General features: G+C 71.7%; 18 protein-coding genes. 4 read left to right on the top strand and 14 right to left on the bottom strand.

Annotation, left to right across the window (positions count from 1 at the left end; all coding sequences use genetic code 11):
* The first annotated feature begins 337 nt into the window (after positions 1-337).
* The gene (locus R2S09_RS22700) at positions 338-796 is read left to right on the top strand and encodes an ATP-binding protein (protein ID WP_316742966.1); all 459 of its coding nucleotides are present in this window, start codon (positions 338-340) and stop codon (positions 794-796) included.
* On the opposite strand, the gene R2S09_RS22705 is transcribed toward R2S09_RS22700, so the two are convergent.
* From R2S09_RS22705 to R2S09_RS22765, 13 genes are all read right to left on the bottom strand, one after another.
* Positions 753-2,201 carry an amino acid permease gene (locus R2S09_RS22705; protein ID WP_316742904.1) on the bottom strand — a complete coding sequence of 483 codons (1,449 nt, stop codon included), beginning with the start codon at positions 2,199-2,201 and terminating at the stop codon, positions 753-755. The two genes, R2S09_RS22700 and R2S09_RS22705, sit on opposite strands and share 44 nt — an antisense overlap.
* A 128-nt stretch (positions 2,202-2,329) precedes the next feature.
* Entirely contained in the window at positions 2,330-3,337 is a 1,008-nt protein-coding gene (argF, locus tag R2S09_RS22710) for an ornithine carbamoyltransferase (RefSeq protein WP_306184405.1), read from the bottom strand.
* 81 nt (positions 3,338-3,418) lie between these two features.
* Positions 3,419-4,645: an arginine deiminase gene (locus R2S09_RS22715; RefSeq protein WP_306184407.1), complete on the bottom strand. Its 1,227-nt coding sequence runs from the start codon at positions 4,643-4,645 to the stop codon at positions 3,419-3,421.
* Positions 4,646-4,799: 154 nt separating this feature from the next.
* Complete coding sequence (locus R2S09_RS22720; RefSeq protein ID WP_316742907.1) at positions 4,800-7,364, bottom strand: polynucleotide kinase-phosphatase; 2,565 nt, start codon at positions 7,362-7,364, stop codon at positions 4,800-4,802.
* Positions 7,361-8,959, bottom strand: a complete 1,599-nt coding sequence (locus tag R2S09_RS22725; protein WP_316742909.1) for a 3' terminal RNA ribose 2'-O-methyltransferase Hen1 — start codon at positions 8,957-8,959, stop codon at positions 7,361-7,363. The genes R2S09_RS22720 and R2S09_RS22725 overlap by 4 nt, the downstream gene beginning before the upstream one ends.
* 123 nt (positions 8,960-9,082) lie before the next feature.
* The gene (locus R2S09_RS22730; RefSeq protein ID WP_316742911.1) at positions 9,083-9,994 is read right to left on the bottom strand and encodes a DUF4232 domain-containing protein; all 912 of its coding nucleotides are present in this window, start codon (positions 9,992-9,994) and stop codon (positions 9,083-9,085) included.
* A gap of 268 nt (positions 9,995-10,262) precedes the next feature.
* A complete protein-coding gene (locus R2S09_RS22735) occupies positions 10,263-11,186 on the bottom strand; it encodes an LLM class F420-dependent oxidoreductase (RefSeq protein WP_306184415.1) in 924 nt (307 codons plus the stop codon).
* Between the two features lie 68 nt (positions 11,187-11,254).
* On the bottom strand, positions 11,255-11,728 hold the full coding sequence (locus tag R2S09_RS22740) for a DUF6099 family protein (RefSeq protein WP_316742967.1): 474 nt from the start codon (positions 11,726-11,728) through the stop codon (positions 11,255-11,257).
* 417 nt (positions 11,729-12,145) lie between these two features.
* Positions 12,146-12,583 carry a nucleotide pyrophosphohydrolase gene (locus tag R2S09_RS22745; RefSeq protein ID WP_306184417.1) on the bottom strand — a complete coding sequence of 146 codons (438 nt, stop codon included), beginning with the start codon at positions 12,581-12,583 and terminating at the stop codon, positions 12,146-12,148.
* Positions 12,580-13,833 (bottom strand): AAA family ATPase, encoded by a 1,254-nt coding sequence (locus tag R2S09_RS22750; protein ID WP_306184418.1) that lies wholly within the window; start codon positions 13,831-13,833, stop codon positions 12,580-12,582. Before R2S09_RS22750 ends, R2S09_RS22745 begins: the two co-directional genes overlap by 4 nt.
* A 95-nt stretch (positions 13,834-13,928) precedes the next feature.
* A complete protein-coding gene (locus tag R2S09_RS22755; protein WP_306184420.1) occupies positions 13,929-14,318 on the bottom strand; it encodes a cell division protein SepF in 390 nt (129 codons plus the stop codon).
* 225 nt (positions 14,319-14,543) lie between these two features.
* On the bottom strand, positions 14,544-15,533 hold the full coding sequence (locus R2S09_RS22760) for a polysaccharide deacetylase family protein (protein ID WP_316742914.1): 990 nt from the start codon (positions 15,531-15,533) through the stop codon (positions 14,544-14,546).
* 37 nt (positions 15,534-15,570) lie between these two features.
* A complete protein-coding gene (locus R2S09_RS22765; protein WP_316742915.1) occupies positions 15,571-16,569 on the bottom strand; it encodes a glycoside hydrolase family 11 protein in 999 nt (332 codons plus the stop codon).
* Positions 16,570-17,112: 543 nt separating this feature from the next.
* Here R2S09_RS22765 and R2S09_RS22770 point away from each other — a divergent pair.
* Positions 17,113-17,685, top strand: a complete 573-nt coding sequence (locus R2S09_RS22770; protein WP_316742917.1) for a heme-binding protein — start codon at positions 17,113-17,115, stop codon at positions 17,683-17,685.
* 97 nt (positions 17,686-17,782) lie between these two features.
* Entirely contained in the window at positions 17,783-18,154 is a 372-nt protein-coding gene (locus R2S09_RS22775) for a hypothetical protein (protein ID WP_306192456.1), read from the top strand.
* Here R2S09_RS22775 and R2S09_RS22780 read toward each other — a convergent pair.
* Positions 18,141-20,324 carry a CHAT domain-containing protein gene (locus tag R2S09_RS22780; RefSeq protein ID WP_316742920.1) on the bottom strand — a complete coding sequence of 728 codons (2,184 nt, stop codon included), beginning with the start codon at positions 20,322-20,324 and terminating at the stop codon, positions 18,141-18,143. The genes R2S09_RS22775 and R2S09_RS22780 overlap by 14 nt on opposite strands.
* 108 nt (positions 20,325-20,432) lie before the next feature.
* Between R2S09_RS22780 and R2S09_RS22785 the strand changes: the two genes are divergently transcribed.
* Complete coding sequence (locus tag R2S09_RS22785; RefSeq protein WP_316742921.1) at positions 20,433-22,976, top strand: CHAT domain-containing protein; 2,544 nt, start codon at positions 20,433-20,435, stop codon at positions 22,974-22,976.
* The last annotated feature ends 203 nt before the right edge of the window (positions 22,977-23,179 follow it).

Here is a 23,179-nt window from a genome sequence, read left to right on the forward strand (position 1 = left end):
CGCGACTGCCTGTGCCTGCTGAGTTCTTCCCCTCGAAGTTATCACTTATCTGTGACTGTCGTCATGATGGCGCGATAGTGCCGCGTGACATTGTGGCCGCCGCGCGACCGGTGCCCGTCGTTTCGTCACAGCTCGTCCATGGCGCGGTAACGAGCGGAGTCGTCGCGGGAGGCGCGCCGTCCCCCCGGGTAGGCCGTCCGTGCCGGGGCCGACGGTCCCGGACGGAGCCCGCCGGAAGCCGCCGGCGGCGGCCCCCGTACCATTCCCTCGTCGAAAGCGGGGCAGCCCGATGGTCACCAGTGGAACGCCGATGGTCTCCACGCCGGCGCCCCGCACCATGAACGGACTCACGGTGCACGAACCCTCAGCCTCCGCCTCCTGGCGCGTCGCGCTGCCGCACACTGCCGCCGCCGTGCCGGTGGCCCGCGCACTGGTCCGTACGGCGCTGGCCGAGCCGGCGCACCTGGTCACGGCCGACAGCGACACGGCGGAGCTGCTCACGGCGGAACTGGTCGCCAACGCCGTGGAGCACACCGCGGGCACCGGCCCGATAGAGCTGGTGGTGCATCTGCTGCCGACCGGCTGTCATGTGGAGGTGCACGATCCGGACCCGGCGCCGCCCGGCGGGCTGACCCGGCCGGATCTGACGGCACCCGACCCCTGGCAGGAGGACGGGCGCGGCCTGCTGCTGATCCGCGCCCTCAGCTCCTCCTGCGGCCACCGCCCGACCGAGTCGGGCAAGGCGGTGTGGTTCAGACTGTCTGCGGTTCCCGTTCAGCGGCGGCACCCGGCGTGACCTCGGGGGCGGCCCCGGCGAGCGTGGAGTGCCGGCGGCCGTGCACGGCGTAGATCAGCAGGCCGACGGCGAGGAACACGGCGAACTGGATCCAGGTCTGCCGGCCGGTCTCGTACATCAGGTACAGGCAGAAGCCGACGCCGAGCAGCGGGCCCACCGGGTACAGCGGCACCCGGAAGCTGCGGGTGAGGCCCGGCTCGCGGCGGCGCAGGGCGATCACCGCGATGTTCACGACGGCCATGATGGCGAGCGTGCCGATGGTGCACAGGTTCATCACGGCGTCGAGGGAGGCGAAGGCCGCCGGGAGCGCGAAGACGACCGCGACGATCAGGGTGCCGGCGACCGGGGTGGAGGTCTTCGGGTTCACCTTCTCGAAGACGCGCGGGATCAGGCCGTCGCGGGACATCGACATCAGGATGCGGGTCTGGCCGTACATCACCGCGAGGACGACCGAGGCGATGGCGACGACCGCGCCGAAGGCGATCACTCCGCCGCCGACGGCCGAGCCGGTGACCTCGTTGACGACGTAGGACAGGGCGGCGGGGCGGCCGGCGACCTGCTCGCCGCCGATGGCGCCGATCGCGGCGAGCGCGACAGCGCAGTACAGCAGGGTCACGATGCCCATGCAGACCATGATCGCGACCGGGATGTCCCGGCGCGGGTTCTTGGCCTCCTCGCCGGCGGTCGTGATCGCGTCGAAGCCGATGTAGGAGAAGAACGCGGCCGTCGTGCCCGCGCCGATGCCGCCGAGGCCGGCCGGGGAGAACGGGGTGAGGTTGCCGTGCTTGAAGGCGCTGTAGCCGACGGCGCAGAAGGCCAGCAGGATGACGAGCTTCACCGCGGCCATGGCGGCCGTCGCGCGGGCGCTCTCGCGCACCCCTCGCACCAGCAGCACGGAGGCCATGGCGATGACGATCACGGCCGGGAGGTTGATGATCCCGCCGTCGCCGGGGCCGGCGGACAGGGCGGCCGGGAGCTGGACGCCGGTGAGGCTGTGCAGCAGCTCGTTGACGTACTGGCTCCAGCCGACGGCGACGGCCGAGATGGAGACGCCGTACTCCAGCAGCAGGCACCAGCCGACCAGGAAGGCGGTGGACTCGCCGAGGCCGGCGTAGGCGAAGGAGTAGGACGAGCCGGAGACCGGGATCGCGCCGCCCAGCTCCGCGAAGGAGAAGGCGGTGAAGACGCAGGTGATCGCCGCGAGGACGAACGAGACGACGACGGCCGGGCCGGCCTGGGCGACGGAGTCGGAGAGGCCGACGAAGATGCCGGTGCCGACGATGGCGCCGACGCCGAAGCAGATGAGCTGGAACAGTCCCATCGTGCGCTTCAGGCCGTGGCCCTCGCGGTCGGCGCCGGATTCGGCGACGAGGAGGGCCGGGGACTTGATGCGGGGAGCGGGCATGGGGGGTGGTGCTCGTTTCTGGTGGTGCGGGACGACCGGGTGGGTCGCGCGGCGGCGCCATGGAATGGGTGGTTCCGGGCCGCCGGTCAGGATGCGGGGTGGTCGGGTGCGTCGGTCGGGCCGCGCTGTCAGGCGAGGGTGGCGACCATGATCGCCTTGATGGTGTGCAGTCGGTTCTCGGCCTCGTCGAAGACGACGGAGTGGGGTGACTCGAACACCTCGTCGGTCACCTCCAGGGAGGTCAGGCCGTGCCGCTCGTGGATCTCGCGGCCGACCTTGGTCCCCAGGTCGTGGAACGCCGGCAGGCAGTGCAGGAACTTCACGTCCGGATTGCCGGTGGCGCGCAGCACGTCCATGGTCACGGCGTACGGGGCGAGGGCCTCGATGCGCTCGTCCCAGACCTCCTTGGGCTCGCCCATGGAGACCCAGACGTCGGTGGCGACGAAGTCGGCGCCGAGCACGCCCTCCGTCACGGACTCGGTGAGGGTGACGCGCGCGCCACTGGCCCGGGCGAGCTCCTGCGCCCGGTCGACGATCTCCTGGGCGGGCCAGTAGGTCTTGGGCGCGACCAGGCGTACGTCCATGCCGAGCAGGGCGCCGGTGATCAGGTAGGAGTTGCCCATGTTGAAGCGGGCGTCGCCCAGGTAGGCGAAGGCCGTCTCCCTCAGGGGCTTGTCGCTGTGCTCGGTCATGGTGAGCACGTCGGCGAGCATCTGGGTGGGGTGCCAGTCGTCGGTGAGCCCGTTGTAGACGGGCACGCCGGCATGGGCGGCGAGCTCCTCGACGGCGGCCTGGCTGTCGCCCCGGAACTCGATGGCGTCGAACATCCGGCCGAGGACGCGGGCGGTGTCCCGCACGGACTCCTTGTGCCCGATCTGGGAGCCGGAGGGGTCCAGATAGGTCGTGGAGGCGCCCTGGTCGGCGGCGGCGACCTCGAACGCGCAGCGCGTGCGCGTCGAGGTCTTCTCGAAGATCAGGGCGATGTTCCTGCCGCTCAGGTACCGCGTCTCGGTCCCGGCCTTCTTGGCGGCCTTCAGCTCGGCGGCCAGCTCGACCAGGCCGCGGAACTCCTCCTCGGTGAAGTCCAGCTCCTTGAGGAAGTGGCGGCCGGCGAGGGCGGTCGGGACTGTCGCCATGGGGGCGCTCCAACGGGTGGGGGACAGAACTGCTGGAATTCTATACGACTCTCAGAATTTCTATGCGCCCCCGCCGGATTTCTATGCGGCCGCGTCCCGCTGCACGGGGCAGCTCATGCAGCGCGGACCGCCCCTGCCCCGCCCCAGCTCGCTGCCGGGGATCTCGATCACCTCGACGCCCTGCTTGCGCAGATGAGTGTTGGTGGTCGAGTTGCGCTCGTAGGCGACGACGACGCCCGGCTCGACGGCGAGGACGTTGCAGCCGTCGTCCCACTGCTCGCGCTCGGCGGCGTGCACGTCCTGGGTGGCGGTCAGCACCCGGATCTCGCTCAGGCCCAGCGCGGCGGCGATCGCGCGGTGCATGTGCTCCGGCGGGTGGTCGGTGACCTTCAGCTCCTTGTCCCCGGCGCCCGGCTCGATGGTGTACGAGCGGAGCATCCCGAGCCCGGCGTACTGGGTGAAGACGTCGGCGTCGACCATCGTCATCACCGTGTCGAGGTGCATCAGGGCGCGCCGCTTGGGCATGTCGAGGGCGACGATCGTACGGGCCGACCCGGCGGCGAACAGCTTGTGCGCGAGCATCTCCACGGCCTGCGGGGTGGTCCGCTCGCTCATCCCGATCAGCACCGCGCCGTTGCCGATGACCAGCACGTCCCCGCCCTCGATGGTGGACGGGTAGTCGGCCTGCCCCTCGGACCACACATGAAACGTCTCGCCGCGGAACAGCGGGTGGTAGCGGTAGATCGCCTCGAAGTGCACGGTCTCGCGCTGCCGGGCGGGCCAGCGCATCGCGTTGATGGAGACGCCGTCGTAGATCCAGGCGGAGGTGTCCCGGGTGAACAGGTGGTTGGGGAGCGGGCCGAGCAGGAAGTCGTCCAGGTCCATCACATGGAAGCGCACGGAGGTCGGTTCCGCGTATCCCTGGAGGAACTCGCGCTTGGTCATGCCGCCGACCAGCGCCTCCGCCAGCTCCGGGGCGGGGAGCGACTCGAACGCCTCCCGGAGGTGGTCGGTGGCCAGCGGCCCGTACTCCTTCTCGTCGAAGACGCGGTCGAGGACCAGCGACCGCGCCGACGGGATCTCCATCGTCTCGGTCAGCAGGTCCCCGAAGAGGTGTACGGCGACCCCGCGGTCACGCAGCACGTCCGCGAACCCGTCGTGCTCGGCGCGCGCCCGGCGCACCCACAGCACGTCGTCGAAGAGCAGGGCGTCCTTGTTGCTGGGGGTGAGCCTTTTGAGCTCGAGATCGGGCCGGTGCAGGATGACGCGGCGCAGCCGCCCGGCCTCGGAGTCGACGTGGAATCCCATGACTCCATCCTGACCATCGGCGACCGGATTCACCCTCTGCTCGTCCGTTTCCGCGCCTTGTTGTTATGACCCCCGATCGTGGCCCCCGTCGTGGCCTCGGTCGTGGCCTCGGTCAGGGCGAGGGCCACGGGTGGCCACGGCGGGGGCCACGGGGTCACAGCCGGGGGTCCACCGGCTCCGACTCCAGCGCCAGCACCCCGAACACCGCCTCGTGCACCCGCCACAGCGGCTCGCCGTCGGCCAGCCGGTCCAGGGCCTCCAGGCCGAGGGCGTACTCGCGGATCGCCAGCGACCGCTTGTGGTTCATGAAGCGCCGCCGCAGCCGGTCCAGGTGGTCGGGGCGGGTGTACTCGGGGCCGTAGATGATCCGCAGGTACTCCCGGCCACGGCACTTGATGCCGGGCTGGACCAGGCGGCCCTCCGGGGTGCGCACCAGGGCGCCCAGCGGCTTGACGACCATGCCCTCGCCGCCGCGGCCGGTCATCTCCAGCCACCAGTCGACGCCGGCCCGCACCGACTCCGCGTCACCGGTGTCGACGTACAGGCGCCGGGTGGTCCGGAGCAGACCGGTGCCGTCGTGCTCCACGAGACGGTCGATCAGCGCGAGCTGCCGGTCGTGGGGCAGCGCGGCCAGGCTGCGGCCCCGGACCGCCAGGATCTGGAACGGCGCCAGGCGGACGCCGTCCAGCCCCTCGGTGGTCCAGCAGTAGCGGCGGTAGGCGGCCGTGAAGGCGGCGGCGGCGCTCGCGCGCTCGCGCTGGCGGTCCAGCAGGCCGGTGACGTCGACCCCGCGGGCCCCGGCGCCCTCCAGCGCGGCCAGTACGCCGGGGAACGCGGCACCGGAGGCCGCGCCCACCGCCGCGTACTGCGTCCGCAGCAGCCCGGACGCCTTCAGCGACCACGGCATCAGCTCGGCGTCCAGCAGCAGCCAGTCCGTGTCCAGCTCGGACCACAGACCCGCCTCGCCCGCCGCCGTGCGCAGCCGGTCGAGGATCTGCTCGGTGACCGAAGGGTCGTCGAAGAAGGGGCGGCCGGTACGGGTGTACAGCGCCCCGGTGGGGCCCTCGACGCCGAACCGCTTGCGCGCCGACTCCGCGTCGCGGCAGACCAGGGCCACCGCCCGCGAGCCCATGTGCTTCTCCTCGCACACCACCCGCTCGACCCCGTCCTGCCGGTACTGCGCGAACGCCTCCTCCGGGTGCTCCAGGAAGTGCTCATCAGCGGCTCCGCCGCGGGCTTCCGCCTTCGAGGTCGCCGTCGGCGCCATGGTGGGCGGCAGGTACGGCAGCAGCCGAGGGTCGATCGCGAAGCGGCTCATGACCTCCAGGGCCGCCGCCGCGTTCTCCTCGCGGACGGAGACCCGGCCCGCGTGCCGGGTCTCCACGACCCGGCGGCCGTGCACGTCCTTCAGGTCGAGCGGCCGGCCGTCGTGCCCGCCGGGCGCCTCGGAGCGCAGCGGCTTGACCGGCTCGTACCAGACCCGCTCGGCCCGTACGTCCACCAGTTCCCGCTCCGGCCAGCGCAGCGCGGTGAGCTTGCCGCCGAAGACGGCACCGGTGTCCAGGCAGATGGTGTTGTTGAGCCAGGTGGCCTCGGGGACGGGCGTGTGACCGTAGACCACGGCCGCCCGGCCCCGGTAGTCCTCCGCCCACGGGTAGCGCACCGGCAGCCCGAACTCGTCGGTCTCCCCGGTGGTGTCGCCGTACAGCGCGTGCGAGCGCACCCGGCCCGAGGTGCGGCCGTGGTACTTCTCGGGCAGACCGGCATGGCAGACGACCAGCTTGCCGCCGTCCAGGACGTAGTGGCTGACCAGTCCCTCGATGAACTCCCGTACCTCCTGCCGGAACTCCTCGCTCTCGCCCTCCATCTGCTCGACGGTCTCGGCGAGTCCGTGCGTGTGCTGGACCCTGCGGCCCTTGAGATCACGGCCGTACTTGTTCTCGTGGTTGCCGGGGACGCACAGGGCGTTGCCCGACTTCACCATCGACATCACACGGCGCAGCACGCCGGGGCTGTCCGGGCCGCGGTCGACCAGGTCGCCGACGAAGACGGCCGTACGGCCCTCGGCGTGCACTCCGTCGACGTAGCCCAGCTTGGCCAGCAGCGCCTCCAGTTCGGACGCGCAGCCGTGGATGTCGCCGATGATGTCGAACGGGCCGGTGAGGTGGGTCAGGTCGTTGAAGCGCTTCTCGGTGACGACGGTGGCGTTCTCCACGTCCTCCACGCCCCGCAGGACGTGCACCTTGCGGAAGCCCTCACGCTCCAGGTGCCGCAGCGAACGGCGCAGTTCGCGGATGTGCCGCTGGATGACCCGGCGCGGCATGTCGGCGCGGTCGGTGCGGGCCGCGTTGCGTTCGGCGCACACCTCCTCGGGCACGTCCAGGACGATGGCGATGGGCAGCACGTCGTACTGCCTGGCCAGGTCGACCAGCTGCCGGCGGGCGTCCTGCTGCACGCTGGTGGCGTCGACGACGGTGCGGCGGCCGGCCGCCAGGCGCTTGCCCGCGATGTAGTGGAGCACGTCGAAGGCGTCCCGGGTGGCGCCCTGGTCGTTCTCGTCGTCGCTGACCAGGCCGCGGCAGAAGTCCGAGGAGATGACCTCGGTGGGCTTGAAGTGCCGGCGGGCGAAGGTGGACTTGCCCGAACCGGAGGCGCCGACGAGGACGACGAGGGAGAGGTCGGTGACGGGGAGGGCCCGTCCGGTGTGCATCCCGGTCATGCCGCCTTCGCCTCCTTCACTGTGTTGATCACGGCTGTGTTCATTACAAACATGGCCATCTGGGTGGGCGGGCCCACCTCGGGGTCCTCGGGCCCGACGGGCCGGAAGGTGACGTCGTAGCCGTGCCGTTCGGCGACCGCCGTCGCCCAGGCGCGGAACTCCTCGCGGGTCCACTCGAAGCGGTGGTCGCCGTGGCGGGCGTGTCCGGCCGGGAGGGACTCCCAGCGGACGTTGTACTCGACGTTCGGGGTGGTCACGAGGACCGTGCGCGGGCGGGCCGAGCCGAACACCGCGTACTCCAGGGCGGGCAGCCGCGGCAGGTCGACGTGTTCGATCACCTCGCTGAGCACGGCGGCGTCGTAGCCCTTGAGACGGTTGTCGGTGTAGGCCAGTGACCCCTGGAGGAGCCTGACCCGCGAGGCCTGCCGCTCGCCCATGCGGTCCAGCTTCAGCCGCCGGGTGGCGATGGTCAGCGCCCGCATCGACACGTCGAGGCCGACGATCTCGGTGAACCGCGCGTCCTTCAGCAGCGCCTGCACCAACTGGCCCTGGCCGCAGCCGAGGTCGAGCACACGGGCGGCACCGGACTCGCGCAGGGCGTCGAGGATCGCCTCCCGGCGCTGCACGGCGAGCGGGGTCGGCCTCTCCTCGGTCTCGGTCTCCGCCTCCACGGCGTTGTCGATGTCCTCGACCTCGCTGTCGTCGGCCTCCGCGAGCCGCACCAGCTCCAGCCGCTCCATCGCCTGCCGGGTCAGCGACCAGCGGCGGGACAGGTAGCGGCTGGTGATCAGCTTCTGCTCCGGGTGCTCGGGCAGCCAGCCCTCTCCGGCCCGCAGCAGCTTGTCGACCTCGTCGGAGGAGACCCAGTAGTGCTTGGCGTCGTCGAGGACGGGGAGCAGGACGTAGAGGTGACGCAGGGCCTCGGCGAGGGTCAACGCGTCGGATTCCAGGACGAGGCGTACATACCGGGAGTCGCCCCACTCCGGGAACTCGGCGTCCAGCGCCACGGGCTCGGCGGTCACGGCCCAGCCGAGCGGCTCGAACAGGCGCCGGACGAGGTCCGGGCCGCTGTGCTTGACCGGCTCCGCCTGCGGGGCGCTACAGCCGGTGTCGAGAGGCCGACCGTGCTCAGCCCTTCGGGCCTCCGCGCGCTCGGCCTCTCGACACCGTCGCGCCCCTTCGGCTCCGCCGCGGGCCGGCAGTACGGGCACCTCGATGCGCAGCGGCAGCGGCTGCCCCGCGATCTCAGGCCTGGCGTTGCACACGCCCCGCATCGCACTGGAGAAGACGCCGCTCAGGGCCACCGCGAGCAGCGAGGACGCCGCGTACGGGCGGTCGTTGACGTACTGGGCCAGTGCCGCGTCGGGCGCTCCGCCGCGTCCCTTGCCCCTGCCGCGCCGGACCAGGGCCACCGGGTCGGTCTCCAGCAGCAGCGCCGCCGTGCAGCGCCGGTCGTCCGCCTCTGGGTAGAAGACGTGCGCGGTGCCGTAGGAGGTGGAGAACGCCTGCACCTTGCCGGGGTGTTTGTGGAGCAGGAAGCCCATGTCGGTGGCGGGGCGTTCGGGGGTACCGGTGGTGGTGATCGTCAGGAACACGGTGGACTGCCTCGAAGGGTTCGAAGAAGCGAAAGCGCTGGTCGTACGCTTGTGCGCCTCTCCAACGTACAGAGAACGACGCCTGGGCACCTGGGATTTTCTCCGTGCTACGGCCGCTCCGGGCTACGGCTGCTCCGGCTGCCCGCTCTGTGCCCGCTGCCCGCTCTGTGCCCGCTGCTCGCGCTGCCACGGCCGGACGCCGAGCTTCCCGGTGGTTCCGAGGTCGAGACGGGGCGTCACGGTCACCGGGTCGGCGCCGGCCTTCGCGCGGACGCGGACGTACGGCACGTCGACGGGTGTGCCGGACTCCGTGGTGTTGCGCCACACCAGGCCGGAGACCGCTCTCTCGCCGGGCTTCAGGGTGACGGGCCGGGGCCGCTCGTCCCACTCGGGCAGGGCGGTGATGCCGCCGCTGCCTCGGAGGATCCTGACGCCCTCGATCGGCTCACGGCTCCCGTCCAGCAGTTCCAACCGCGGGTAGCCGTCCACGGTGTAGTCGCGCGTTCCGCAGTTCTCCAGGTGCAGGCCCACCACGCGCAGTCCCATGGCGGCGTCGCCCTGGTCGGCCGTGACACGGATCCCGGAGGACGGGCAGACACCCGCGGCGGGCGGCGCCTCGTCCGCGGGAACCTTGGTGACCTCGGCGACCTTGACCTGCGCCACCGGTGACGCGCCGGGCGGCAGAACCCCCATGCGGACCGTGCCGCGCGCCGTCCTGCCGGGGCCGACGTCGCGCACCGTTTCCCGCTTGTTGCTCATGACCTCGCCGGCGCTGGTCGTGAAGTCGAACAGGACGGTGTACGTCAGCGCCTGCGTGCCGTCGTTGGTCACCTCGTACTCGGCGAAGATGCCCGAGTCCGCGGGCAGCCTGTCGGCGTGGACCGAGTGGCCGCGGGAGGGGGCGGCGACGCGGACGGGACGGTCACCGCGGTGATCCGGACGCCGTCGGTTCCCGGATCGTCGACCTGGGTGCGGTGCGGCGAACTGGTTGCGCCCGAGCCGGCGCTCCGGGTGCCCGCGTGCTCCGATCCGCACGCCGGGAGGAGCAGGACCGCGGCGAGGACCGGGAGGAGGGTGGCTGATCTGCGCATCCGGTCACCTCATCAGGGCGCCGCGTCTCCGACTGTGGCGGAAGCCATAGTTCCGGTCACAGGCCTGTCACAGGTCCAGGTCCGAGGGTCGGCCACGGGGGGCGTGCCTCTCGGCCCGGACGACGGTTTCCGGGCCGAGAGGCAACCTGTGCCGTGCAACCGGTGCCGTGCAACCTGTGCCCTACAACCGGTGCCGCACCACTGGTGTCGCGCTACGACAGCTGCGATTGCACCTGGGAGGAGATCAGCTCCAGGTGGTCCAGGTCGGTCAGGTCGAGGATCTGAAGGTAGATCCGCCGGGAGCCGATCCCGGCGTAGCGGCCGATCCTGTCGACGACCTCGGCCGGGGAGCCGGCCAGGCCGTTGGCCTTCAGCTCGTCCACCTCGCGGCCGATCGCGGCGGCCCGGCGCGCGACCTCCGCATCGTCCCGGCCGACACAGACGACGAGCGCGTTGGAGCAGATCAGGTCGCCGGCCCCGCGGCCGGCGGCCTCGGCGGCGGCCCGCACTCGGCCGAACTGCCGCTCGCTGTCCTCGACGGAGGCGAACGGGATGTTGAACTCGTCGGCGTACTGGGCGGCGAGCCGCGGGGTGCGGGTGGGGCCGTGCCCGCCGACGAGCACCGGGATCTTCGCCTGGGCGGGCTTGGGCAGTGCGGGTGAGTCGACGAGCTCGTGGTGCCTGCCGTGGAAGTCGAAGGTCTTGCCGACCTCCGTCGCCCACAGGCCGGTGACGATGGCCAATTGCTCCTCGAGACGGTCGAACTTGTCCTTCGGGAACGGAATGCCGTACGCCCTGTGCTCCGCCTCGAACCAGCCGGCGCCCAAACCCAGTTCGACCCGGCCGCCGGACATCTGGTCGACCTGCGCGACCTGGACGGCGAGCACACCGGGCAGCCGGAAGGTGGCGGCGGTCATCAGGGTGCCGAGCCGGATGCGCCTGGTCTCACGGGCGAGCCCGGCGAGGGTGATCCAGGCGTCGGTGGGCCCGGGCAGTCCGTCCACGTCGCCCATGTGCAGATAGTGGTCCGACCGGAAGAAGGCGTCGAACCCGAGGTCCTCGGCGGCCTTGGCCACGGTGAGCAGAGTGTCGTAGGTGGCCCCCTGCTGGGGCTCGGTGAAGATGCGAAGATCCATGCCTCCATCCTGCACGCCGGCGGTCACGCCCACCGCGCCGCCCGTCGCGCCCCGCCGGGTGAACCTCGTCAGCCCGCTTCCCGCTCCGGCAGCGCCGCCGCCTCCCGGGCGGCCAGCTTCCGCAGCATCTCGCGGACCCGGTCTCTGGACTCGTCGGCCGCGTCGATCGCCTCCATGCACTGCCAGTAGGTGCGTTCGTCGGCGGCGGAACTGGCGATGCCGACCAGGGCGATGCCGACCTCGCCGAGCAGGCCGCCCAGCCCCACCAACGCCTCGTGGGCGTCGGCGAGTTCGGTGAGCTGGGCCGCCCGTAAGTCCCCGGGATCGAGTTCGGGGGCGTCCAGCACCCCGCAGCCCCGGCCCGCCAGCTCGGTCAGCCCCAGCGCCTCGCCCCGCAGCTCGGGCGGTCCGGAGACCGCGAGGCGGCTGCCTATCGCCTGTGCCAGGGCCTGCGCCTGCCACACCTCGGTCAGGATGACGGGGGCCTCGCCGCTCCCCGCCAGGGCACGCCTGCTCGCCAGGATGAGCCGCACCGCATCCATGCGCTGCCCCCGTCTCTTCCCCACGTGCGCGCTTCTCGCACGTCTGCCCGAACTCCTTCGTTCACTACCCAGAGTGACTCCGAACGTGACGAAAAGCCAGAGGAAGACGGAAATCTCTGGACAACAAATCGATTTCGACTGAGCGAACAACTTCGGAGAGTGATATCGGAGGGTCGCATTCCGACGAGAGTCCGGGTGCGGACGGTGCCGACCGCACGGGACGCCGGCCGGTGGCGTAGTGACGGCCGAGTCGCTTGGGGGCAGGGCCAGTCGGGCCGGGGGAGGACAGAATGACCGAGCACGCCCCCGAGTCGCCCGAACCACCGGGTCGCGTCGGCTCAGGGCCTCATCGGGCCTACGGGGCCTGGCCTCAACGGGGCTACGAGGCCTCATCGGGGCTACGGGGCATCAACACGGCTACGAGGTGCTCGGGTTTCCCAAGTGTCCCGAGTTCCCCGGGTCTTCCGCGCCCCTCGTCGTGCGGTCGGGGGCCGGGAATCTGCTCTCGTTGCGGTCGATCTTCGCCGAGAGCGCTGCCAGGGGATCCACGTCGAGCACCTCGCACAGTTGCAGCAGATACGCGAGGACGTCCGCCACCTCGTCGCGCACACGGTGTGCGGTCTCCGGGTCGGCCATGACCCGCGTCGACTCCTCCGGAGTCAGCCACTGGAAGATCTCGACCAGTTCGGACGCCTCCACGCTCAGCGCGGCGACCAGGTTCTTCGGGGTGTGGTACGGCTGCCAGTCGCGCGCGGCGGCGAACTCCGCGAGCCGGCGCTGCAACCCGGCCAGGTCGGAGTTCCCGGGCCCCGCGGGCTCCCCGGGCCCGCAGGGCTCCTCATGGTGATCGGTCACCGCACCAGGTCTACCACTCGCCCCTGCCCCGGCTCCCCCACCTCACCGGCCCACGCCCCGTCGCTCACCGCCCCGGCGAGGCGGATGTGCCCCCGTTCGCACATCCGCGCCGCCAGCCGCAGCAACTCGTCACGCTGCCGGGGGTCCAGCCCCGTGCCGAAGTCGTCGCAGAGCACCGTCAGCGTCTGCAGGGCCGCCGGCACCTCGCCCACCGGGTCGACGTCCAGCACCCCCGGCCCGGTCAGCAGCACCAACGCCAGCGCCGTGTATCGCAGTTCGCCGTCGCCCAGCCGCTCGAACCCGGTGCGCACCCCGTCCCCGCGGTCCAGCACCGCCCGCACCCGCCCGTCGCCCACCGGCTCGGCGAGCACATCGGCCACCGGCCCCGCGCACCCGGCGCGCACCGCCTCCACCAGCAGCCCGTGCCGCCGCCCGCACTCGGTGCGGGTGCGCCGGAGCACGGCGGCCAGGTTGTCGCAACCGCGCATCAGACGTCCCGTACCGACCGGTGCCGGCTCACGCATCCGTGCGGGCCGCGGCTCGCACACGAACACCGACCGCAGGGCGACGACCATCTGCTCGACGGCGGCGAGCACCTGCCGCTGCCCGTCGGTCTTCCCGGCCACCCGCAACGGCAACAGCGCGGTGCCGAGCCGGTCGTCGGGCAGCGGTGCCCTGGTCACGACCGTCGAGCCGGCCGTGTACCAGGTGGCCTGGACCGTCCGGCGCCTCGGATCGCACAGCGCCGTCTCCAGCAGGACACGCCCGCCGGCCGTCAACCTCTCCCCCACGACGCGCAGTCCGGGCTCCGCCTGCACGGCCAGGTCCAGCCGCACCGGTCCGTGGGGACCGTCCGCCGTACAGCCGATCCGGAATCCGCGGCGGTGCTGGGCGTCCGGCCGCGCGCGTTCGGGAACGCAGGCGCCGGGATCCGGGAACACCTCGTCGAGGGTCGCACCACCGCCGAGCCGGGCGAGCGCCTCGTACGCCCTGAGCGCACTGGTCTTGCCGCAGCCGCTGGGTCCGGCCAGAAGCGTGAGCGGCCCGAGCGGGAAGCGGGCGCCGCGGTGCGCGGCGAAGGCGGACAGCCGCAGTTCGGTGACACACGGCCGCTCCGGCCGGGTCGGGGACGTACGGGAGGGGGACGGGGTCGTGGATGGGGTTGCGGCAGAGGGCGTGGGCGAAGGCGAGGAATGCTCGGACAAGGACGGCTCGGTCAAGGACATGGCGGACGCCGAGAACACGGACATGCCCGGACGGTAGGGCCCGGCCGCACGGGCGAACCGTTCCGCCCGGCCTGCCTTCCCACGATCGGGGGACGGTCCCCGCAGCCTGCCGCCCCGGCTCACGCCCCGGGAACCGCCGCCCCCTCCATCAGCCCGCTCACCTCGGTGCCGGCCGGCGTCAGCAGGAAGACGTTCCGGTCGACCCGGTGCATTCCGCTCGCCAGGCCGAAGACGACGCCGGTGCTGAAGTCCAGCACCCGCTTGGCGACCTCGGTCTCGGCACCGGTCAGGTCCAGGAGTACCGGGACGCCCGCCATCAGCGTCTCGGCGACATCTCGGGCGTCCGCGAACACGTTCACCCTGAGCACGACGAACCGGCGCCGCGTCTCCGTCTCCGCCTCCGGGAGCGCTCTGTGGCTCACCGCGGAGGGCCAGGCGTCGCGACCCCGCAACGGCACGACCTGGGCGAGCCCCTCCCACTGTTCATCGGTGACGTCGTGGCTGTTCACCGGCTCCCCCTGACCTGACTCGCACTGATCCCCTGCATCAGCCAATTCTTACGCCATGTCACCTGTTCGGCCCAACAGCGACACGGTGCGCGACGACATCCCGGCCGGCGGGCCGGGGGAACCGCCTGGAAGACGCTCGGGACGGACGCCGCCCGCCCGGTCGGCTGAACGGGGACGGCCGTGGCGCGGCGGTCAATGGGCCGCCGCGCCAGACCTACCAGGGTGTCAGCTCGCGGTGCAGGTGACCGTGGGCCAGGTGGTGCTGCCGTTCTTCTGGATGGTCACGCCCCAGTTGTTGCCGTTGCCGTTGGGTTTGGCCACCAGCGTCTGGGCGTCGGGGTAGCTCGCGGTCACGTTCCAGGTCGCCATCACCTTCTCCGGCGAGGGAACCTTCATCGTCACCGTCCAGTTGTTCGAACCACTGACCGAGACGTTCAGGTTGTACCGGTCGCTCCACGACTGGCCCGCCGACAGCGTCGCGGTGCAGCCACCGCCGGTACCGCCGCCACCGCCGGAGGAGCCTCCGTCGGGGGCGACCGCGCGGCCGGTCGAGGGGGAGATCATGCCGGCGCACAGGCCCTTGCTCGCCAGGGTCTGCGCGATGCGCGGGATCGCGGCGAGGGTGTTGGCGGGCCACTCGTGCATGAGGATGATCTGTCCGTTGCCGAGCCGGCCCACGGCCTGCACGATCGCGTCGGTGGTCGCGCCGTTCCAGTCCTGGGAGTCGACGTCCCAGATGATCTCGGTCAGGCCGTACTTGGCCTCGACCGACTTCAGTGTCGCGTTGGTCTCGCCGTAGGGCGGGCGGAACAGCTTCGGCGTGCCGCCGCCCGCGGCGGCGATGGCCTGCTGGGTCCGGGAGAGCTCCGAGTCGATCTGCGACTGGCTCTCCTGGATCAGGTGCGGGTGGGTGTAGCTGTGGTTGCCGACCCACATGCCCGCGTCGACCTCGGCCTTCACCTGGGCGGGGTACGCGGCGGCGTACTGACCCTCGTTGAACATGGTGGCCCGCAGCCCGTACTGCTTGAGCGCGCCGAGCAGTGCCGGGGTGTGGTCGTTGGACGGGCCGTCGTCGAAGGTGAGTCCGACGTACCCGTTGCAGGCCGCGGCGTGCGAGGCGGTGGCATCGACGGCGGAGACGCCCGCCACGGCCAGCGCGGTCACGGCCAGTCTGGCGACCGGGGAACGCCACGACCTGCGTGGTGGGGTGCGCATGGACGGTGTCCTCCTCTCGTGTCTCGTGCGGGCGGGGTCAGCTCGCGGTGCAGGTGACCGTGGGCCAGGTGGTGCTGCCGTTCTTCTGGATGGTCACGCCCCAGTTGTTGCCGTTGCCGTTGGGTTTGGCCACCAGCGTCTGGGCGTCGGGGTAGCTCGCGGTCACGTTCCAGGTCGCCATCACCTTCTCCGGCGAGGGAACCTTCATCGTCACCGTCCAGTTGTTCGAACCACTGACCGAGACGTTCAGGTTGTACCGGTCGCTCCACGACTGGCCCGCCGACAGCGTCGCGGTGCAGCCACCGCCGGTGCCGCCACCGCCGCCTCCGCCGCCGGAGTCCGAGCCGCCGACCGTGATGTTGGAGTTGCCGCTGCTCTGGTAGCCCTCGGTCGCGAGGATCATGTAGTTGAAGGAGCCCAGGTTCATGCCGTGGCTCGCCCAGGCGTCGAAGTGGTTGCCGGTGGTGATGGTGCCGCCGGTCCGCTTGGACTGCCGCACGCTCCAGTACTGGTTGAAGGTCTTGGTGCCCTCGATGGAGGGGGCGTTGTAGCGGGTGGTCTCGTAGATGTCGTACGTGCCGCCGTCACTGGTGACCGTGCCCTTGTACGTCCCGGTGGGCCGGTAGGTGTCCCAGTTGTCGACGATGTAGTACTCGACGAGCGGGTTGGTCGTCCATCCGTACAGGGACAGGTAGGCGTTGCCGGACGGGTTGAAGCTCCCCGAGTAGGTGACCGCCTTGCGGCCGCCGGTGCTCCAGCCCTTGCCGGCGACGAAGTTGCCGGTGTTGCTCCATGAGGTGCTGTAGTTGCCGCCGGAGCCCATGTTCATGGAGACGGTGCCCTGACTGTCCGTCCAGAACGAGTAGTAGTACCCGTTGTCGGTGCCGGTCTGGTTGGACGTGATGGTCGTGTCGGCACTGGCGGCGGCGGGCAGCAGCATGGCCGCCATGGCGGCCAGCGCGATGGCCCAGGCGCTTGTGACGGCCAGTCTGAGCCGGCCGGCGCCACGGCCCTTGGGATGCGCGAGCGCGTTCATGTCCGTGCTTCCTCCTCGCTTCCTCCGGGTGAGGTGTCGTCGAGTGTTGGTCTGACCCTGACAACTGTCAACAGTTTCGGCATGAATTTCGAAAGCTTCGCTGATCAAGTCCCGGTCTCGACAGGCCGTTTACGCAGCTCACACCAGTGACACCTCAAGGCTGACGATCAAGCTGGCGTCGGCTCACCAATTTCATGATCGGAAGCAGGGCTTTCGATGTCGAAACTTTCGATTCTGTTAACGACCGCGGACAGAACCGAAGCCCGCCCGGCCCCCGAGTTCACGAGGGCCGGCCCGGCCGGCGCGCGCGTCCGTGGCCGGCAGCCGCGGCGGACGCCCGTATCGGTATGCACCAGAGCCTGACCAGAGCCCTACCGGAGCTTCGTAGGGCACCGGGTCATCCGATCGGATGACCCGGCCGTCAGCCGTCCCGCTCCCGGGGACGAGCCGGAACGCCGATGGGCCGGCGGTGGCTTCGGCCCGAGGCTGGAGACACGGCGCGGCAAGCGCACGCCGACGTGACACGACAGGGAGTTGCCCGCGATGCAGCACAAGGCCAGGAAGTTCTCCACCCGCGCCAAGGTCGTCACCTCCGCGGCGGCCCTCGCGGCGGTCGGGGCCGGGGTGACCGGCGCCGTGTCCGCCTCCGCCGACACCACGGACGGCACCCCGGCCGCCGCCGTGACCGGGGTCAAGGGCAAGGCCACGACCACCACCGACCACCTCACGATCCAGGCCGCCACCGATGCCGCCCAGGCCGCGCTGGAGGCCGCCCAGAAGGAGGGGCAGCGGGTGAGCGTCGCGGTGGTGGACCGCGACGGCAACACCCTCGTCACCCTGCGCGGCGACGGTGCCGGCCCACAGGCCTACGAGTCCGCGGTCAAGAAGGCGTACACCGCCGTCGCCTGGAACGCACCCACCTCCCAGCTCACCGAGCGCCTGGAGTCCGCGCCGACTCTCAAGGACATCCCGGGCACCCTGTTCCTGGCCCGCGGCGCCCCCGTCGCCCACGACAACACCCCGATCGCGGGCGTCGGCGTCGCGGGCGCGCCCTCCGGCGACCTGGACGAGAAGTCCGCCCGGGCCGGCATCGCCGCCGTCAGCAACGGCCGTTGACTCCCGGGCAATTGATCCCGAGGACAGCGCCTTTGCGCTAGCCTTGCGGATCCGTCCGGGGCACACAGACGGTGCCGGAGCGGCCTCGAGGAGCAGCGTGCAGCAGTATTCCGTCCTCAGCCTGGTGGGTTCGGGCTGTTTCGGCCTGGTCGTCGGGTGGATCGCCTACCGGACCCTGCGGCGTTCCGAGGGGTCGCGCATCTCCGACCTGGTCACCGTGGTGGCCGCACTCGGCGGCGGTGTGGTGATCAATACGCGGTTCCCCGACCCGGACCTGTTCGCCTGTTACGCGTTCGGGCTGGCCGTCGGCTTCTTCGGCTACCTGATCGTCGCAGGGGCGCTGAACCGTGCGGAGCGCAAGCGGCTGGCCGCCCGGCCGGTGCCGCGGCCGGAGGGGGCCGCGGGCGAGACCCCCTCGCTGCCGCAGCAGCCCGATGTGCCGAGCGTCAGCTCCTTCATGGGCGACTGAGCCTCAGATCGGCGCAGCAGTACGCCGTGTAGGCGAGTCCCAGCAGATTGCCCTTGCCGAGCAGTTCGGCTCGCACCCGGTGCAGTGACTCGCCCACCGTCAGCCCGGCCAGGAAATGGCGCCAGAACGACTGGGCCACCTCGCCCGCGAAGTTCTGGCCGACCGAGATCTCCGTGCCGATGACCCCGGAGGCACCCAGGCTGCTGAACACATCGACGAAGGTCAGCCAGGTGCCCGGGGTGTCGTCGGTGGTGTGGCAGCCGTTGAGGAAGACGAGCGGCGCGTTCTCCTCCCAGTCCCGCCATCCCTTCGTCCCGGTCGCGCCCGTCGTCTCGGTCGTCCCGGTCGTCCCTGTCGTCCCTGGCGTCTCGGTCGTCCCTGTCGTCTCGGTCATCCGGGCCGAGATGTCGGCGGGCCTGACCCTTTCGCCGTCCCCGATCTCCAGTTCCGTCGCGCCGGTGCGGTCGGCGGCGTCCTTCTGGCGGCGACCGTGGCAGTAGAAGTACACACAGTCCTGACCGGCGCGGAAGAGTTCGTCGAGCAGGGACTCGCGCGAGTCGCAGTCCCGCACGTTGGCCGCGCCGAACTGCTGCCGCAGGGACAGAAGGTGGCGCTCCGTCAGATCGGCGCGGGGCAGCGTGAGGGCGCGCCCCACGGTCATGTGCGGTGCGCCCAGGCCGCGTCCGGCCCACAGCGGCAACGTGCCCCGGTCCTTGCGTGAGGTGGGCTGCTCGATCGCGTGCCGGAAACCCCAGAAGCCGTACGGGCACACCGTGTTGCGCGTGTGCCGCACCGAGTCCGGACACGCCCGCCCGGCGCCGTCGCCGTGCCGGGCCTGCTCCAGCCCCGACTCGCAGTACACGGGGCTGTCCCCGGTGTCCACGGGGATGTCGTAGACCAGCGCCCAGGGGAACATCAGCGGCTGCCCCTGCTGCCGGCAGATCTGGATGGTCGCGGGCTCCCGCAGCCGGTCGCGCAGTGCCGCGCGCTGCGCCGGCACCGGCGCGAGCAGATGGAGCAGGTCCCAGCCGACGGCGGCCAGTCGCCACAGATCGTCCCGGAATTCCTCGGGGTTCTTCGTGTTGTCCGGGCCGAGCCGGTCCAGCGGCGGGATCGCCGTGTCTCCGGGCTTCTCCGGGGGGACCGCACGGGTGGCGTGCACATCGGTGAGTACGGTACGGGCCCGGGCGAGGGCGCCCTCGATCTGCGCCTCGGTCAGCCAGAAGGTGCTCACCGGCCGGTCCCCGCCGTCGACGTCCACGACGAGTGCCCCGTCGTACCCGCGGGAGACCCTGATGGCCGCGTCCCGGCTCGGCAGGTCCTCCAGGCCGAGGAAGCCCGAGGTCAGCGTGAAGTCGACCTCCCCTCTCAGCGAGCCCCCCGCGGAGTGCTCCCGTTCCGCCACGCGCGCGACGACGGTCGCGGACTGGAGCAGGTTGCCCCGGTACGCCACGGTGACCCGCAGGCTCGCCTCGGACCGCGGGCCGTCGGGCGCCGTGACCGGGATCCACACGTACCGCCCGCGGTGCTCGGGCCGGCACACATGCCGGCCACCCGGCGGGCAGGGACAGACATAGGCGTGGCCGTCGAGCGGCAGGAACATCGCGTGGCGCCGGTCCGGCACCAGGAAGTCCTCGCTGAGCACGGTGATCTGAAGCCAGTCGCCCCGCCCGCCGTCGTCCCTGTGCGGGAGCGCGTCGTCCGGGAGCGGCCGCGCGCTGTCCCGCAGCAGGCTGTCGCGGCCGAGATCTCCGATGTCGAGCCGGAGGTGGTAGTGGGCGCCCGCTCCCAGCTGCCAGTCGTGGGGCACCACCTGCCGGGAGATCGGCCATGTCAGGCTGAGGTTGAGGTAGCGGCGGTCGGGCGGCGCGGCTCCCGCCAGGTCCTGGGGGACGACCGCCGCGTCGGTGTCCGGCTCCGGCTGCGCCTGTTCGGGGACGGCGCGCTCGGTCGTCCCGCGGTCCGCCAGGTACTTCCTCAGCACGCGTCTGAAGCTGGCATGTTGGCGCCAGATCACCTGAACCTCGGTCAGGAACGTCTGTTCGTCGGCGATCTCCCTCGCCAGCAACTGAAGCAAGGCCGTCTGGGCGGGCTCGTCCAACTCGTCCCACAGGGGTGAGGTGCGGAGCCGTCGCAGCTCCCCCTTACCGATCGGCGCGGTGTCGGCCATGACGGACGGGCCTTTCGACTGGACTGAGGAAGCCGGCTGAGGAAACCGGAGGGACAATTGTGCCTGCCGGACACCGGTGGGCGGGCACTCGAGGGGACGGAGGACCGTATGGCGGCGACGCCACGCGACGTGGTGGTCGAACTGTCGTGGGGGGACAGCGGGGAGCTGCACGCGGCACTCCTGACTCCCGAGGGCCGGCCCGGTGGCGAACCCGAGATCCTTTGCCCGGACGAGGACGACATCGAGGCCCTGCTGTCGCCGGAGTGCGACGAGTTCACGCTTGCGGGCCTCTCGGACACGGTGCTGTCCGAGGCCGCGCGCGGGCACATCAGCCGTGAGATGGCGCTGTTGACGGACGGTCAGAAGGTGCGGCTGAGGATCCTGCTCCGCGGCGGGCCCGAGGGCCCGGTCCGGCTGGCGGCTCTCCCGCTCGAGCGGATAGGAGTACCCGAGGCGAACAGGGCCGACGCGAACGGGCCGTGGCAGAACTGGGTCGAGCACGGCTACCTCACCCGGGGCGTTTCGAAGACACCCCTGGGTGAGCACCCCCGCATCTCCCTCGTCCGTGAGGTCCTCCCCCGGTTCACCATGCCCTCGGCCGTCGTGGACGGCCTCAACGATGTCGTCGTGGTCGCCAACGCCGCCGCCGTCCAGGGGGACATCACCACCAGGGCGGGTACGACGCGGCACGTGGCGGGTCCGGGGCCGCTGACGTACGGAAGCGGGGACCAGGACGGGATCGTGGGGGTCCTGGACGGCAGCCGGTTGCGGACCCGGCCGGTGGAGCCCGCGCCGGCGGATGTCGAGGCGGTCCACGACGCTCTGGCCGGCGGGCCGCTCGCCTTCTACTTCGGCGGACATCATGTCGACGGCGGGCTCGTGGTCGCGCGGCAGCCGGGGTCCACGGACGCGCACTGGCTGGACGGCGACACGCTCGCCGCGTGGCTGGTGCAGGAGAAGGTGCCACTGGCCGTCCTGATGGCCTGCGACTCGGCGTCACCGGCCTCCGGCGAGGAAGGGCTCCATGAGGCGGCTCTGGCCGAACGGCTGGCGCTGGCCGGGGTGCCGTACGTGGTGGCGGTGGACGGCAAGGTCCGCGACGGCCAGGCGGCCGACTTCGCCGACCGGTTCTTCACGGCCCTCGTCAGGGGCCATGACGTGGACCTGGCCGTGCTGGAGGGCGCCAGGGCCTTCGAGGGGAGCGACGCCCGTCCGGTGCTGTTCACCGCCCGGGCCGGGGCCCCGCTGAGGCTGGGCACTCCGGCGCCCCGGGAGGCGTCCTCGATGCCGTCGGTGGCGCACCGCGTGCCCGTGGACGTCGTCGACCGGCTCGACGAGCGCTTCCGGGTCTGCCTCAAGGCGGAGTTGTGTCTGCGGGAGGGCGCCTTCACCGCGGTGCTCGCCGATCCCTCGGGCGACAACCTCGCGGATCTCCTCAACCGTACGGAACAGGACCTGTGGCGGACGAGAACCGAGCGGAAGGAGCCCTTCGGCGGCGAGCGGCTCCTCTGGTACACGTACGACTCGCCGCAGAACCTGCCCGATCTCACCGCGGAGTCACTGCCGCAGGCCTTGTCCCCGGACTACCGGCCCGGGCGGCCCCCGGGACTGGTGGTCCGCCGGCGGGCCTCCTTTGCCGCCGACCTGGACTGGACCGGCCACGTCAAGGAGCTGCGGCGTCTGCTGCCCGGGCTGCGCGGTGTCGTGCTCCAGGTCCACGACGGCTCCCTGCCGGCCGTACGCCGTACGGCGCGGCTCATCGCCAGGCGACTGGGGGCGGAGGAGTACCTGGTCAGGGCGCCGGAACATCCCGACGCCCCCGCCCCGGAGCTGTTCGGCGCTGCGCTGGGCAAGGCGCTGAGGTCCTGCGGAGCGGAGCTCCCCGCCGGGCTGTCCGACGCCTCCGCCGTCGTCGGGTATCTGAACGACGCCGGCTCGGCCTGGGACGTCCCGGGGGGCGAGGCAGGGGTGCCGCGCGAGGCACGGGTGCTGCGGGCCGTCCGGGCCACGCAGCCCGGCATCGGGGACGAACTGTTCCACGCCCACGCCGTCGGCCGGTCCGACCCGGCGCGCTGGGCCTCCCTGTGGGCGACCGAGGGCGACGACGCGGCCACCCGGACATGGCTGCGGTCGGCGCACCGGGCCGGCCGCCTGCCGCCGCCCGAGGCGTTCAGGGGCGTGGTCCTCACGCCGACGATGGTCGACACGGTGGTCCTGGGCCTCCTGCACACCGGTCTGCACACCGACGACGTCTTCCGTGCGTGGCTCGAGGAGCAGCGGCCGTCGGACGCGGTCGTCGCCGCGGCGAAGGTGGCGGCGCGCGGCGAGCACGCGGTGCGCGCCGAGGATCTGTCGAGCCCCGAGCACGCCGTGGCGCTGGATAGGGCCGGGCTGCTGTCCGGTGCGGACTTCACGGTGCTGGATCCCCGGGGGCAGCGGCTGGGCAGCTGGACCCTGTTGACACGGCTTCCTCTGACCACCTCCCGCATGGCCTGGGCGCTCGACCGCTCACCGGCCCGCCGCTCGCTCGTCGGCCTGGGGAACGGGCACCCGGGCGGAGTACCGGACTACGCTCTCCTGGACGAACTGCACGATTTCCGACGGGCGTTGCGACCCTCGCTGCTCACTCCCCCCGAAGGGGCGTGGACTTGACGTCCGCGCCGCGTCCTCCCTCCACGGGCCTGCCGTCCGCCCGCGCATGGCCCCGGGGTGAACCGGAGATGTCCGATCGAGCACATGGTGAACCTGATGACCCGATAGACTGAGTGACCCACCACACACCTTGTTCGCAGGGTGAGTTGTGGGTGCGCGCCGCGCCACGGGGGACGGCGGGCAGTGTGCCGAACAGCAGGGAA

This window comes from Streptomyces sp. MK7 (assembly GCF_032658145.1).
Lineage (GTDB): Bacteria > Actinomycetota > Actinomycetes > Streptomycetales > Streptomycetaceae > Streptomyces > Streptomyces spiralis.

Bases quoted from the DNA above. Each gene is read 5' to 3' on its own strand.
- R2S09_RS22715 (WP_306184407.1), bottom strand. From the start codon at position 4,645: ATGGGATTCCACGTCGACTCCGAGGCCGGGCGGCTGCGCCGCGTCATC.
- argF (WP_306184405.1), bottom strand. From the start codon at position 3,337: ATGGCGACAGTCCCGACCGCCCTCGCCGGCCGCCACTTCCTCAAGGAG.
- R2S09_RS22785 (WP_316742921.1), top strand. From the start codon at position 20,433: ATGGCGGCGACGCCACGCGACGTGGTGGTCGAACTGTCGTGGGGGGAC.
- R2S09_RS22780 (WP_316742920.1), bottom strand. From the start codon at position 20,324: ATGGCCGACACCGCGCCGATCGGTAAGGGGGAGCTGCGACGGCTCCGC.
- R2S09_RS22740 (WP_316742967.1), bottom strand. From the start codon at position 11,728: ATGGATGCGGTGCGGCTCATCCTGGCGAGCAGGCGTGCCCTGGCGGGG.
- R2S09_RS22720 (WP_316742907.1), bottom strand. From the start codon at position 7,364: ATGACCGGGATGCACACCGGACGGGCCCTCCCCGTCACCGACCTCTCC.
- R2S09_RS22770 (WP_316742917.1), top strand. From the start codon at position 17,113: ATGCAGCACAAGGCCAGGAAGTTCTCCACCCGCGCCAAGGTCGTCACC.
- R2S09_RS22765 (WP_316742915.1), bottom strand. From the start codon at position 16,569: ATGAACGCGCTCGCGCATCCCAAGGGCCGTGGCGCCGGCCGGCTCAGA.
- R2S09_RS22705 (WP_316742904.1), bottom strand. From the start codon at position 2,201: ATGCCCGCTCCCCGCATCAAGTCCCCGGCCCTCCTCGTCGCCGAATCC.
- R2S09_RS22700 (WP_316742966.1), top strand. From the start codon at position 338: ATGAACGGACTCACGGTGCACGAACCCTCAGCCTCCGCCTCCTGGCGC.
- R2S09_RS22760 (WP_316742914.1), bottom strand. From the start codon at position 15,533: ATGCGCACCCCACCACGCAGGTCGTGGCGTTCCCCGGTCGCCAGACTG.
- R2S09_RS22750 (WP_306184418.1), bottom strand. From the start codon at position 13,833: ATGTCCGTGTTCTCGGCGTCCGCCATGTCCTTGACCGAGCCGTCCTTG.
- R2S09_RS22735 (WP_306184415.1), bottom strand. From the start codon at position 11,186: ATGGATCTTCGCATCTTCACCGAGCCCCAGCAGGGGGCCACCTACGAC.